This is a genomic window from Cernens ardua (assembly GCF_051251085.1).
Lineage (GTDB): Bacteria > Pseudomonadota > Gammaproteobacteria > Pseudomonadales > Halomonadaceae > Cernens > Cernens ardua.
Genome location: NZ_JBPCZH010000001.1, coordinates 343,607 through 358,189, shown reverse-complemented (window position 1 = coordinate 358,189; position 14,583 = coordinate 343,607). Strand labels below are relative to the sequence as shown.

The window sequence follows — 14,583 nt, the reverse complement described above, 5'->3', positions numbered from 1 at the left end:
TATAGAATACCGGTTTGATTGTCATGTCTGATAGTCCATTCACACGAGTACGCGGCCTTGTTGCGCGTTATCGTCATGCGCTGGGAATAGCGGTGACGCTAGTGGTGTTTGGTCTGGCGGTTACTGTCTGTTGGCGACTGTTGCATGAAGTCAACCCCCATCTTTTAAAGCATGCCTTCTTGAATGTCTCTGTACTGGAAGTGGCTGGGGCCATGGGTGCCGCCATGTTCAGTTATCTTATGCTGGTGGGGTACGAGTGGTCGGCGCTGCGTTATGCCGGGGTTAAAGGGCTTCCCTCGACTGTGATGGTCATGGGCGGGACCTGTGCCTCGGCCATTGGCAATGCCATTGGGTTATCCATGCTTTCCGGTGGTGCCGTACGATGTCGGCTCTACTTTCGACATGGCCTGGCTGGCCCGGATGTGGCGCGTATTTCTGTTTTTGTGAGTCTTGCGCTGGGGTTGACACTGCCAGTGCTTGCGGCCGTAGCGGCCCTTATCGATGTGGAGACTGCGGCTGATGCATTGCGGATACCCACTCCCCTTGTGGTATGGATTGCTTCTTCGGTGCTCGGCATTTATGCCGTGGCGCTGGTCATATTGCTTTTACGTCGTCAGGATGAAAAACCGTCCGAGGATTCTCGCCTTTATGCATTGGGCAACTGGGCGTGGCGATTGCCCAGCCTGCGTATATCCCTATTGCAGCTGCTGATTACCCTCGGCGATGTAGTTGGCTCTGCAACAGTTCTTTATCTCCTCCTTCCGCACCACCCGCCATTCAGCACTTTTCTGCTGATTTATCTGTTGGCACTTGCGGCAGGCGTACTTAGCCATGTGCCCGGTGGTATCGGTGTATTTGAAGCGATCATGCTGTCTTCGTTCTCCCATATTGTGGGGGCGGCACCCTTGACCGCGGCGCTGGTACTGTATCGGGCCATATATATCGTTCTTCCATTGTTGCTGTCCTGCCTGACATTACTGATCAGTGAAGGGCGTCGTATGATTCAGCGACGGCAGGATGTGCAGCTTAATGCCGGATTGGCTCCGGGCGTCCTCTCGCTGATCCTGTTCTTTTGCGGACTCCTCCTCGAACTCTCCAATGTCATGCCGGAATACGGTTTTCGTATGGCCCTGTTGCTACGTTGGGTGCCACCCGCCGTCCTCGAACTCTCGCATTTTTGTGTCGGACTGTTGGGGCTTTTGTGCCTGCTGATGGCGAGAGGATTACGTCGGCGCCTGGCTCGTGCCTGGGGGTGGAGCGTCTGTATTCTGCTACTGGCCTCTATCGGCTCATTACTGAAGGGACTGGATATTCCGCAGGCTATTCTTCTCTTTGTTGCAGCCATTGCATTGATCGTATTCAAGCGGGCTTTTTACCGCACATCATCACTCAAGCATCATCTGCTTTCTGCTTCTGTACTGTGGATGAGTGCGGGGTGTGTTGCGGTTTCATTATGGCTGACGCTCTATATTTATCAGGATGTGCCATATCGCAGCCTGCTCTGGTGGCAGTTCGCCCCCTTTGCGGATATGTCTCGTGCTCTTCGGAGTGTACTGGGTAGTGGTGTTTTACTCTGTATAATCGTGGCGTTGTGGCAAATGCGTTCACACGTGAAGCCCTTGTCACCGGCCAGTGATCGCGTTAGGCAGCATGCCTTCGACATTGCCGAGCATTCAGACCAGCCCGAAAGTATCATGTCCTCGACGCTATCTACGCATTTTCTGTTTAATCAGGATTTTTCAGCATTCATTGGCTATAAAGTGGTGGGTGAGTATCTATTGGCGTTGGGCGGACCTACAGGGTCCATGCAGGATCAGGCGTCTCTGCGCTGGGATTTTCGTGATCTGAGTGATGAACATCATCATATTCCGCTTTTCTATCCTGTATCGGGTGAAGACATGCCCCTTTACCAGGACATTGGGCTCTATCCGGTGCGTGTTGCTGAGGAGGCTCTGATCGAGCTGGCGTATTTTAATGAAGAAGCCTTGCCTCCGGTGGCTTTGGATGTGGCATCACGGCTCTCTTTTGAATTGATTCCGTCCCGCGAGGTGGATATCGATACGCTGCAGGCCCTTTGTCTACAGTGGAGCCAACAACCGCTCAGTCGTGTGGAAGTCAGCACTAGCGAACCCACCTCGGAATTCGTTCATACACATATTGCGATCGTGCGTGAAAAAGGACGTGATGGGGGAGAGATAGTCGCCTTTGTCTGTGTTCTCGAAACACCGCAGGCAGATACCCGTGTTCTGGACACGCTGCATTATATGCCTGATTCTGCCCACAGTGACAGTTATGCGCAATGGTTGATAGCCAGTTTGGCGAAGGAATCGCAACGCGAGAAGCTTGTTCGCCTGAGTCTGGGCAGTATGCCCGTCCTCCCTGTACGGTTGGGGCATCTTGGTGTATTGACGCTGGCATTGAATGCGACGACGTGTCACTTGGGTGGAAAAGGGGAAACACGATTACGTCAGTTTGTTCGTCGCTTTAATCCTGTTTGGAAGCCGCGTTATCTGCTTCTACCTCATGGGGCCGATGCTACACGTGCATTGGCAACACTAAGTGGGCAACGGAAAGCTGCACTGGCACCGGCTGACGGGTAGTGGCATATACGGTGTCAGCCTGAAGCGCAGGATGAATATGAGAAACAAGCTTGAGGATAGGCTTGGTGTACCGCTGGAATGACTTTACAGTCATTGCCAAGGTTCCATGCCATCGACTCAATGAAAAAGAGGGCGCCGCCTGAAGCGGCGCCCTCTTTTTATATAAACAAACCAAAAGGAAGGATGATTGCTGCTGACTCAAACAAGCATGCAGCGTTCACTTATCCATCACGTTCAATCCGGTTTTTATGCAAATGGTCCAGCAATTTTTCAACTGTGGTAAAACGGTCTTCCGGTGCTGACATTTCCCCGTTAAAACGTAGCGTTTGCGCTCCATCCAGGCGGTAATGGGCTGGATCTTTCTGAATCAGTTTGACCAGTGACATGGGATCGATAGCAGGGCGATCACCAAAGATAATACGCCCACGTTCTTCTCCTGCCTCAATTCGTGTAATGCCCAGGCGTTCTGCAATGGGCCGAAGTTTTGCCTGCCGAAACAGGTTTTTGACAGAATCGGGCAGGAGGCCAAATCGATCGATCATTTCAACCTGAAGCTCACGCAACCCGGCATCTGATTTGGCACTGCTAATCCGCTTGTACATCACTAAACGCTGTTGTACGTCCGGCATATAGTCGTCAGGAATCAACGCTGGCAAGCCCAGACCAATTTCAACGCCTTCGCTAATCGGAGCTTCAAGATTGGGTGTTTTACCACTGCGAATAGCCTTCACCGCACGGTCAAGCATCTCCATATAAAGCCCATATCCGATGGACTCGATCTGGCCACTTTGCTCTTCACCCAACAATTCACCCGCACCACGGATTTCAAGATCGTGGCTTGCCAGATTAAAGCCTGCGCCCAGTGTATCGGATTGCGTAAGGGCTTCGAGACGCTTGCGGGCGTCACTGGTGATTTGTTTGGGGGGCGGTGTCAACAGATACGCATAGGCCTGATGGTGCGAACGACCCACGCGCCCACGTAGCTGATGCAACTGTGCCAAACCGAACTTATCGGCGCGTTCAATAATAATCGTGTTGGCACTCGGAACGTCGATACCGGTTTCGATGATGGTCGAACATACCAACAGATTAAAGCGCTTGTGATAGAAATCACTCATGACCCGTTCAAGGGAGCGTTCGGCCAGCTGCCCGTGCGCAACACCCACACGTGCATCGGGAACGAGCTCCTGAATACGCTCTGCCGCCGCCTGAATATTCTTTACTTCATTGTGAAGGTAGTAGACCTGCCCACCACGCAAAATTTCACGCAAAATGGCTTCCTGAAGAATGCCATCGTTGCGCTGCTGAACAAACGTTTTTACCGCTAGACGCTTGGCCGGGGGAGTGGCAATTATAGAGAGATCCCGCATGCCGCTCATCGCCATCGAGAGCGTACGGGGAATGGGAGTCGCCGTCATTGTGAGGATATCCACCTCAGCACGCATGGCCTTCAGGCGCTCTTTCTGATTGACGCCAAAGCGGTGCTCTTCATCAATAATCACAAGACCCAGGTTGCCGAACTCAATTGAGCGGCCCAACAACTTGTGAGTACCAATAACAATATCCGTTTTACCTTCCCGAATACGCTCAATGGCCTGTTCCTGCGATTTACCGGTGTTGAAACGCGAGAGCAGGTCGATATTGATCGCGCTGTCAGCAAAGCGGTCCTTGAAGTTATCGTAATGCTGTTGTGCGAGCAGCGTTGTTGGCACCAGCACAGCCACCTGACGCCCTGAATTGACGGCAAGAAATGCGGCACGCATGGCCACTTCGGTTTTACCAAAGCCGACATCCCCGCACACGACGCGGTCCATTGGGCGAGGCGAAGTCATATCCTCGATCACGGCGGTAATGGCGAGCTGCTGGTCGGGCGTTTCTTCAAACGGGAACGCGGCCGCAAAGCGCTGATAGTGCTCATCCGGGGGCAAACAGGCAAAGCCTTCGCGCGCTTCACGGCGTGCATACACATCCAGCAATTCTGCGGCGGTATCGCGAATTCGCTCGGCGGCCTTCTTGCGCGATTTTTCCCACTGGTCACTGCCGAGTTTGTTTAATGGTGCATGTTCATCCGATGCGCCGTTATAACGTGAAATCTGATCCAGTGAGTCGATGGGGACATAGAGTTTTGCATTATTGGCGTATTCAAGTGCGAGGAACTCGGCCTTCTGGCCACCCGCTTCGATCATTTCAAGCCCGAGATAACGGCCAACACCATGCGCCTGATGAACGACCGGTGCACCCTCCCTTAACTCGGAAAGGTCACGAATCATCATCTCATTATCGTCAGTCGGTTTGGTCTGACGACGGCGTTGACGCACGACATCCCCGAAGAGCTCATTTTCCGTGATGACCATGATGTGGTCATTGGGTAGCTTCATCCCTTCGGCCAAGGGCCCTGCACAAATCATGACGCTCGCATCCGCTTTCAGGAATGCCGCCCAATCCTCCGCCGGTATCAGGGGGACTTGCAGTGGTGTCAGCGTCTCTTCCAGAGACTCGCGCCGGCCACGTGTTTCTGCCATGAATAACAGGCGATAGTCGTGTTGGAGAGTTTCCTCAACTACCTGTCCCAACTGACGCAGTGGCTGATCACTGCGCCCATTGATAATCACTTGCGGCAGTTTGTCAGTTGCAAAGTGGGTTTGATGGCTACGTTCTTCACGATCAATCTGAACCCGGGGGAATTGTTTTACAGCGGCAAAAAGCTCGGCGACAGGAACGAATGCTTTGTGAGGTGGAAGCAAAGGACGGGTTGGATCAACGCCCAGATTCTCATAACGTGATGTAATGGATATCCAATGGCGTTCTGCATTTTCATGGACATCTGCCCCCAATACCACGCGTAATGATGATGAAAAATAGTCGAACAGGGTCGATGTCTCTTCAAAAAAGAGAGGCAGATACTGTTCCAGCCCCGGGGACGGTATCCCCGCCAAAGCATCGATGTAAAGAGGGGAGCGACGTGGGTCAACGTCAAAGGTGGTCTCGAATGACTCCCTGAAGCGTGCGATGGCATCCGGTGTTAGCGGATATTCATGGGCGGGTAACAACTCGATTTCATTCACCTTGTCCTGTGAACGCTGGGTTTCAGGATCGAAGGTACGTAAGGTATCGATTTCGTCGTCAAACAGATCAATGCGTAATGGCTGCGGGCTTCCCATTGGGAACAGATCGATCAGCGCTCCGCGGAACGCATATTCCCCCGGCTCGATGACAGTCTCGACGGCTCGATAGCCGCTGCGCGCGAGCTGTTCACGAAAGCGCTCGCGGTCCAATTGATCTCCCAGTCCCAATCGTAGAGCATGGATAGCCACGTAATCCGGTGGCGGCAAGCGCTGCATCAGGGTATTTACGGGAACCAATACAATGGCGTTTTCCTGCTGCTGCAAGTTGCGCAGGATCCTCAAACGTGTCGAGACAATGTCGCGGTGAGGCGAAAAGCTGTCGTAGGGGAGTGTTTCCCAATCGGGGAAGGCGAAAACCTCTTGCCCCTCATGCGCAAAAACCTTGAGTTCGGCTTCGAGTCGCTGGGCTGTGGAGGAGTCCGGCGTGATTACTAGAAGGCTGCTTTTCTGATAGGCAGCCAGATTGACCAGTGCGAGGGCCTCACTACTGCCGATGGGCTGTTGCCAGTAACACACCTGATCCGCATTGGATGCAGCCGTGGGGGTAAACGGGGATGTCCTGTTGGATCTGGTCTCTGACATGGGGCTCATGATTACAATTGAATTCTGTGAAACTCAGGCCACAAAGTTGAAAAGAGATGTTCCTTGTAATGCCTGAGGGTGACGAAACCTTACGAGATTGAGTACCATTTTATTAAGAGAAGCATGGGGTGCATACTTTTATTTGCGTGTTGCGTTGCAGCAAGTACGTCCGCTATTGCCATGCGGCTTGTGGTTGACACGCTACCGGGCTGGGGGTGATGCGTCAGGGGCGTGTGCAGAAATATATCAATGACATCTGTGGTTTCAGTGCTTGAGTTCTAATGGGGCCGAGTGCGCCGGGTTTCAAGTCATTGCTCAGGACCGCATAAGCAAGCACCATAGCCGTGATCAACTGATAGCGTATCGTGCTGCAGTATTGCGTCGTTTGGTTGAACACGGTCACCGTTACCGTATTGCCACATTTACCGTATTGCTACATTGCCGGAGCGAATAGCAGGGTACTGACGGAAATAGTGTACCTTGTCTTTCAGTCTCATGCCCGGATAGAAGCGTATCGGGCCCTGATCACTCTCTGATAATGTCACGGCAGCCTGTTATTTCAATGTTCATGGCTACCCCTGATTCCCTGAACAAATGTGTGGGATACAGGTTTACGGATAGGTAATGAGTGGTCTGCTGGATGCTATTGACTGAAATTAAACTTAAGGGTTCTGTAATTATTTGTGACGATGAAGAATAATAGCGGTGGCGATCGTGCCTGAATCGGTACGATATCCTGCGGGTCTGTATCATAAGGATAATCAAATGCGTAGGTACTCGATGTTGTTCTTTTTTCGAACAAGCGCTCAATACACCTGATAGAAGGGCATGAACAAATGGTCAGGCAGCTTATAAGGGCATCGTTGTGGCAGTAGCACCCGCAGGTAAAACATTCGTTGGTCTGTGTCTCTCCAACCTTGTGGTTGGATGTGCGCTGCTGGCAGGCGTGCAATGGTCCTCACCGGGCTCTGTTGATCACTACCTGGCTGGCGTGACGGACGATACTGGTTATCATGTATCATTGGGAAAGTCCCATGCCTCTTCCCGGCTGGATGCGCTCGGCAAAATGATCAGCGAACGCCTTGATTCGCTGGATCAACAGCTCTCACCCTTGCGGCCTGACAGTGACGTCAGTCGGCTGTCGCATGCGCCCTTGTTGTCATCTGTTGCTATTCCATCTGCACTTTCACACGTGTTGTGTCAATTGATGAAAGCACAACGTCTTTCACAAGGCGCATTTACGCCCTATTTGCGACCGGAAACGGCACCCTTATTGCCCTCGTGGACCCTGCAAACTTCTGGTAGCGCCAAGATGGTACTCTCTTCACAGGCTGTCCCCACAAATGTTGATCTCCATCGCCAATCAGTACGTCACATGTCTGCGCTTCCGCCTGCGCATGCCTTGCTCTATCTGGGAAATCACGCCATTCCCCTTGCGCCATTTCGTTTGAATCTGGTTGCTGCTGTTAATGGATTGCGAGCTGATACACTGGTTCATCTGCTGGAGTCTCAAGGCATATCGCACTTTTGGCTGGAAATTGGCGGAATCATTATGGTGGGGAATCAATCGCGGACGTTCACTCTCGGAAATGGTGATAGGCTGACATTGCAGAATCAGGCGCTTCTTCATGGTGAAAACGTGAGTGGTGACCATTTCTGGATAGTCAGTATGTCGGGCGAAGCGGGTGCGTTGCAGCAAGAAGTTCTTTCCCGGCTTGCTACTTCAGCAGGGCGCAAGCTCGCCCTTGCGCGTGGATGGCAGGTCCGCTGGGCAAACGGTTCTCAGTAAGTTTCTTCATGCGTCTGCGCACGTTGCCAATACCCTTTCTGACGTTTGCGCCTCTCAAGTCATGGTCTTCAATTGTTGAGAGCTAAGATTTTGCGGTTCCAGCAAAGCATTTTATGTGCTTTTCATGAGTTTTTCATGCATTACCCTTTCATTCGCAAAACCTTTCCATTCGCAAAACCTTTCCAGAGTCACCTATAAGTACAGGACATGGCTTGATGTTTAATTTTCAGAGGGGAGCCGACGGTAACGATGTATACGCAGGCTTGGGATGATGGGATCATCCTCGATTTGTGCATCGCTGCGCTGAGCACGTGTCCGCTTTGGTTTGGGTGCTGTTGGGGGGAGGTTGCATTGGGGCAATACTATTCCTTTGGAAGAGTGACGTGCCGGTACAAACAGCGGTAACGATACATTCATAGCCTGCCGGGTTCGTCCATCCTCAAGGGGGTCTGTATAAAACAGGTTGGCGCGCATGAGCGGTGCCTGTGCCTGAATTTGTGCCAGGGGTTCATCGGTGGGTAAAGAGGCGAGCGTTTGGCGTTGTATTCGAATATGTGAAGCATCTGCATCGAAAGCGGACAGCATTTCATCTACCTCTGCCACGTTGAGTTTTTTGATTGAACGACCACTGGTGTACCAGGCGAAGCGAACTCGATCCACCGGTGCGGGCGCGACAGGGATATGGCGCCAACACTGTTTCAAATGCAAACGGGCAAGTCCGGCGCCCATCATATGATCATGTAGTAATGGATGCCTGAAAGGGAGCGTCGCCTTTATTTCACTCATTCTCGAAGGATGGTGTTCGCGTATTTGACTAATCACGGAAGATAGCGCCTTTTTATGTTGGTTGACCTCCCTTACGCGTGCCATGAGTGTTTCATCTCCCGCGATCAATCCGATGTAAGGGCGAGTGGTACGGCCATCCTGTCCGTCCTGATACCAATAGTCCGTCAGTGCCTGCATTAACCATTCTTTGGCCATTGCGGGGTCTATCATGCCCTGATCACGTAACGTCCATAAAGGGAAGCGCGTTGGATCGTACGCGTCAACCAGCGCAAGACTGGCTTCAACGACATGGTCAAATGCATGTTCCATGGCGGCGAGCAGCTGATATTCAGACATGGTGGCTTCCTGCGAGAAAAGTGATGATATGTATGTACTGATTTAATATACAGTACCTTATGTATTAAAGTATACCGTTATCGTGTTAAAGCTGCCATTGGCTCTATCCCCCTGTTATTCAATTTCCCACCACAGTCTCAGCAGTAGCTATCCAAGGATCCGACGCGTTTTTAGCACTTCACACCATGATCATGCGCTCCATGCATTTGCATGAGTTAAATTCATTTTCAAATCAATAAAAATGAGTTTTACACATATTTTGTATGCCCTGATAATCATTTGATACCTGAGCGTCTCCCAATTCTCTGGAAAAGACATTATTAAAGTTCTGCCAGCCAATTGATCGTCATGATCACGCCGGGATCTATTACCAAAACCACTCATCGTGGTTGGTACTGACGGGTATTACTGCGCGCGGCCATTCATACGACCCTATATGGATGCGATCGATATTTGGAGATTTATTCAGTGATGGAAGGGGGCGCTTCAATCAATATCACTGGTCTCAGCCCTCAATTCAACTTTCTGTCAGGAGGGTATACACCCATGAATGATGAGTTTTCCTTTTCGATAAAACGTATTCGTTTCGATGAGCATTATCAGCCTTCTGCAAGTACACGGCTCACTACCAACTTCGCGAATCTGGCGAGGGGAGATCAGCGTCAGGAGAACCTGCGAAACACATTGCAGATGATCAATCGCCGGTTTAATGCGCTGGCCCATTGGGATAACCCGCTGGGAACACGCTATTCAGTTGAGCTGGACATTATTTCGGCTGAACTGAAACTGGGCGACAAACACAATGATGTGCCGATTCCTTTGATTGAAATCCTGAATACCACCATTGTTGACTATGAAAAAGGTCGGCACATTGAAGGTGTAACAGGGAACAGTTTTTCTTCCTATGTACGCGATTACGATTTCAGTATTCGATTGCATGAGCATCATCTTGGTGACGCGGGGAGCACAGTGCCTGAGGGTTTTGGTGACCTTCACGGGAAGCTTTTTCAACATTTCATTCATTCGCCCGCTTACACCTCCAATTTCAGCAAACCGCCCATTATTTGCATTAGTGTTTCGAGCAATAAAACATATCGTGGGACGAATACGTATCATCCCGTATTGGGTACTGAGTATATTCAGGATGACTATTCACTGACGGATGAATATTTCCACAGGATGGGATTATCCGTACGTTATTTCATGCCGCCGGAGAGTAGGGCCCCGCTTGCCTTTTATCATGAGGGTGATCTACTGAATGATTACTCCCTATTGGAGCTGATCAGCACCATTAGCACCATGGATACTTTCCAGAAAATTTATCGTCCTGAAATCTACAATGCCAATTCCAGCGCTCCCAGGATATTCAAGCCGAGATTGAATCTGACCGATTACTCACTGACCCGCATTATTTATGATCGGGAAGAACGGGATCGATTGGGCGTCGAACAAGGAAGGTTTGTCGATGAGCACTTTATTACGCCTTACAGGCATGTTCTTGATGAATGGATGTCCAGGTAACGGCCAATGGCTATGAGTAGTAACCCACAAGCCATGGTTATTTATTCATGCTGATCAAATAAACCAATAGGGGATGTCATGGAACACACATTATTACCTACCTCTACCGCGGGTAGTCTGCCAAAGCCATCGTGGCTGGCTGAACCTGAGCAGCTATGGTCGCCATGGAAACTGAAGGGTGATTCCCTTGTAGAGGGCGTTCATGATGCATTGCGGTTGTCACTACATGAACAGCAATGGGCCGGTTTGGATATTGTGAGTGACGGTGAGCAATCAAGACAGCATTTCGTGACCACCTTCATCGAACATCTCGAAGGTGTTGATTTCGAGAAACGCGAAACAGTCAAAATCCGTAATCGTTATGACGCCAGTGTGCCTTCTGTCCTGGGCGAAGTGCGTCGCCAGCATCCTGTTTTTGTAGATGACGCGCGCTTCTTGCGCCAACAAACACGACAACCCATTAAATGGGCACTCCCCGGGCCGATGACGATGGTTGATACCTTGTATGATGGCTATTATAAAAGTCGTGAAAAGCTGGCCTGGGAGTTCGCCCGTATCCTTAATGAAGAAGCCCGCGAATTGGAAGCGGCAGGCGTTGATATCATCCAATTTGATGAACCGGCCTATAACGTGTTTTTCGATGAGGTCAATGATTGGGGAATCGCCACACTGGAGAGAGCCATCGAAGGGCTTCGTTGTGAAACCGCTATTCATATCTGTTATGGCTACGGAATCAAAGCCAATACGGATTGGAAAAAAACATTGGGTGGGGAGTGGCGTCAGTATGAATCGGTATTTCCCAAATTGAGGGAATCCAACATCGGTATTGTGTCACTCGAGTGTCAAAACTCGCATGTGCCCATGGAGTTGATCGAACTCATTCGTGGTAAAAAAGTTATGGTGGGCGCTATTGATGTTGCCACGCACGAAATAGAGCAACCTGAAGAAGTGGCTGAGACGCTGCGTAAAGCGCTTGAATTTGTAGATGCCGACAAGCTCTATCCCTCTACCAATTGTGGCATGGCTCCCTTGCCACGCAATGTGGCTCGTCGAAAACTGGAAGCGCTCTGTGAAGGCGCAGCTATTATTCGGGATGAACTCGTGTCCAATGCCTAACGGCGAAGCTTGCCGGGCTGTAATTTTCCGCTCTTTTCCCTTATGAATAGCTGAAAATTACTATGTTTGGGTATTTAAGGCTGCAGGGAAGCATAAAAATACGTACCATGTGGAGGGTCTTTACGGCGCCCCCATCCTGATGCGCGGTCTTCATGATGGCACTTGAGGTGGCGGTATGGTTGCGTGATGCATCATCACAGCGGAACCGACGCCTCTTGAGGGTGTCTTTAAGAGTGTCACTGAATCAGTTGATGATATCCGTTTGACCCATTCACGAGCCTTCGGTAGTCGGCTTGAAATATCCCTTGCAGGAAAAGACACGCATGCTGGATCGCATTCCGTTTTTGATAGGGCTTCGCTACACAAGGGCGAAGCGGCGAAATCACTTCATTTCATTCATCTCCATGACATCCATGCTCGGGTTGACACTCGGGGTTGCCGTTCTGATTCTTGTGCTTTCAGTCATGAATGGTTTTGATCACGAGCTGCAGCACCGTATCCTCGGGATGGTGCCCCATGCGCAAATCCAGCAGGAAGATGGTGATGGTATTGCTGATTGGCAGCATTTCTCCAGTGAACTTGAAAAGTATCCCCATGTTGTTGCCACCGCGCCTTATGTGCAACAACAGGGCATGTTGGCGGCGTCCGGTTCCAGCGCAGGGGTACAGGTAACCGGTATTGACCCTTCTCTTGAAGATAAGGTGTCGATTATTGGTCAACACATGGTAGCCGGTTCGCTCAAGGATCTGACTCCCCATAGTTGGAATATTGTATTGGGTGGAGAGTTGGCCCGTAATCTCAATGTGGGCATCGGCTCGAAGGTAACGTTGCTGGTGCCGCAGGCGTCCGTTACACCGGGTGGGGTATTCCCACGGATGCGCACCTTCACGGTATCAGGCATCTTCAGTGTAGGGGCTCAGCTGGATGGTTCACTGGCCTACGGTAACCTGAAGGACATGGAAGCCATGGCGCAGCTCCACCATCCGCAGGGCATTCGCCTGAAACTGGACAATCTGTTTCTTGCCCATCAGGTCATGGCCAATATCATTAACCATCTGCCTGATAACTATTACGGTACGGATTGGACGTATACCCAGGGCAATCTCTTTCAGGCGATCCAGATGGAAAAAAACATGATGGGCCTGTTGCTGACGGTGATTGTGGCCGTGGCAGCATTCAACATCGTGTCTACACTGGTCATGGTGGTAACAGACAAGCGTGCTGATATTGCAATCCTGCGCACGTTGGGTGCGACGCCCCGAACGATCATGGGCATCTTCATGGTGCAGGGGATTGCCATAGGGCTGATCGGTATCCTGTTGGGTGTCATTATCGGTGTCATCCTGGCCCTGTCGATCTCTGATATCATCAACTGGATTCAGGCGGTATTTGGCATCCAGTTCCTCAACCCCAATGTTTACTTCATTGATTATCTACCCTCGCGTCTGGAAGGTTCGGATTTGATCACCATTATTGCAACGGCCTTTGTGCTGAGTTTCCTCTCCACCCTCTATCCGGCATGGCGCGCTTCGCGTGTACGTCCGGCGGAGGTGCTGCGTTATGAGTGATATCATGCTGGAGTGCCGCGGTATCTCGCGGGTATACAAGGAAGGCCCGGTTAACCTGACGGTACTGGATGATCTCGAACTCCGCGTATGTGCGGGAGAACGTGTTGCCATCATCGGCAGCTCGGGTTCGGGTAAAACCACCTTGTTGAACTTGCTGGGTGGGCTGGATGCGCCGACATCCGGTGAGGTCATTGTTGCCAACACCACGCTGGCGAAGCTGAATGAGGCCAAACTTGGCCGTTTTCGCAACGAACATATTGGTTTTGTTTACCAGTTTCACCACCTGCTGGCCGAATTCACTGCGCAGGAGAATGTGGCCATGCCTCTGATTATTCGAGGGCAGACACGGCAGGAAGCCGGGAAGAAAGCCGCAAGATTGCTCGAACAGGTCGGTATGGCAGAGCGAGGTGCGCATAAGCCAGGTGAACTCTCAGGGGGCGAGCGTCAGCGTGTGGCTATTGCCCGTGCGTTGGTCACCGAGCCTAGCCTCGTACTTATGGATGAGCCTACAGGTAATCTGGATCAGACTACCGCTGCGCGCATCCTTGATATGCTGGATGATATTTCCGAAAAAAGTCGGTGTGCGTTTGTCATTGTCACGCATGATCCTCGAATTGCTTCACATCAGGATCGTACGCTCAAGTTGACAGAAGGGAAGTTGCATCCTGCATGATGTATGAAGTTCCTGTCTGATACACTCGAATTAATCCAGCTGTTGATGCCACGGGGCTGCTTCACTTCAGTGTATTGTATTTAAGTGTATTGTATTTAAGTGTATTGTTTGTCTCGGGCTATTAGAGTGCTGGATTCAACAAATGGCACGGAAAGCAAGGCTGACCTTAGGGTTGGCCTTTTTCATTTTTCGGATTGCCCAGGTTTCGCATTTTTCAGGGAGGGTGACCAGTCTTTTGAGGACCTTTCTCAAGTATATTCCTCACGCATATTTCAGTGGTTTCCCTCCTAAATGGTTTTTATGCAGCCTTGCCATCGGTATGGTCTGTGCAGCCTGCCTTGTTTTACGTATTGAACTTCTATTCCTATCGTTTTATTGATTCAAAGCCTGAATTGCAGCTGAATTGATAGGGGGAACACACTGATTTCCCTCAAGAAATATATCGTGATGCCGAAATTATAGTGGCGTGTATTTTCTGGAAGACCAC

General features: G+C 50.8%; 9 protein-coding genes. 7 read left to right on the top strand and 2 right to left on the bottom strand.

Annotation, left to right across the window (positions count from 1 at the left end; translation table 11 throughout):
• The first annotated feature begins 23 nt into the window (after window positions 1–23).
• Complete coding sequence (locus LMG33818_RS01620) at window positions 24–2,600, top strand: phosphatidylglycerol lysyltransferase domain-containing protein (RefSeq protein WP_442321609.1); 2,577 nt, start codon at window positions 24–26, stop codon at window positions 2,598–2,600.
• Between the two features lie 221 nt (window positions 2,601–2,821).
• Here the strand turns inward: LMG33818_RS01620 and mfd are convergent, their stop codons facing one another.
• Entirely contained in the window at window positions 2,822–6,307 is a 3,486-nt protein-coding gene (mfd, locus tag LMG33818_RS01615) for a transcription-repair coupling factor (RefSeq protein ID WP_442321608.1), read from the bottom strand.
• Window positions 6,308–6,578: 271 nt separating this feature from the next.
• On the opposite strand from mfd, the gene LMG33818_RS01610 reads away from it, so the two are divergent.
• Together LMG33818_RS01610 and LMG33818_RS01605 are read left to right on the top strand one after the other, a co-directional pair.
• Window positions 6,579–6,761, top strand: coding sequence for a hypothetical protein (locus LMG33818_RS01610; protein ID WP_442321607.1), 183 nt, complete (start codon window positions 6,579–6,581; stop codon window positions 6,759–6,761).
• A gap of 411 nt (window positions 6,762–7,172) precedes the next feature.
• Window positions 7,173–8,096: an FAD:protein FMN transferase gene (locus LMG33818_RS01605; protein WP_442321606.1), complete on the top strand. Its 924-nt coding sequence runs from the start codon at window positions 7,173–7,175 to the stop codon at window positions 8,094–8,096.
• Between the two features lie 219 nt (window positions 8,097–8,315).
• Here the strand turns inward: LMG33818_RS01605 and LMG33818_RS01600 are convergent, their stop codons facing one another.
• Entirely contained in the window at window positions 8,316–9,218 is a 903-nt protein-coding gene (locus LMG33818_RS01600; RefSeq protein ID WP_442321605.1) for a DNA replication terminus site-binding protein, read from the bottom strand.
• Window positions 9,219–9,764: 546 nt separating this feature from the next.
• Between LMG33818_RS01600 and LMG33818_RS01595 the strand changes: the two genes are divergently transcribed.
• From LMG33818_RS01595 to LMG33818_RS01580, 4 genes are all read left to right on the top strand, one after another.
• Window positions 9,765–10,739 (top strand): putative oxygenase MesX, encoded by a 975-nt coding sequence (locus LMG33818_RS01595; protein WP_442321604.1) that lies wholly within the window; start codon window positions 9,765–9,767, stop codon window positions 10,737–10,739.
• Between the two features lie 78 nt (window positions 10,740–10,817).
• Complete coding sequence (locus tag LMG33818_RS01590) at window positions 10,818–11,855, top strand: methionine synthase (protein WP_442321603.1); 1,038 nt, start codon at window positions 10,818–10,820, stop codon at window positions 11,853–11,855.
• A gap of 323 nt (window positions 11,856–12,178) precedes the next feature.
• Window positions 12,179–13,423, top strand: a complete 1,245-nt coding sequence (locus tag LMG33818_RS01585) for a lipoprotein-releasing ABC transporter permease subunit (protein WP_442321602.1) — start codon at window positions 12,179–12,181, stop codon at window positions 13,421–13,423.
• On the top strand, window positions 13,416–14,096 hold the full coding sequence (locus tag LMG33818_RS01580) for an ABC transporter ATP-binding protein (RefSeq protein ID WP_442321601.1): 681 nt from the start codon (window positions 13,416–13,418) through the stop codon (window positions 14,094–14,096). The genes LMG33818_RS01585 and LMG33818_RS01580 overlap by 8 nt, the downstream gene beginning before the upstream one ends.
• Window positions 14,097–14,583: the final 487 nt, after the last annotated feature.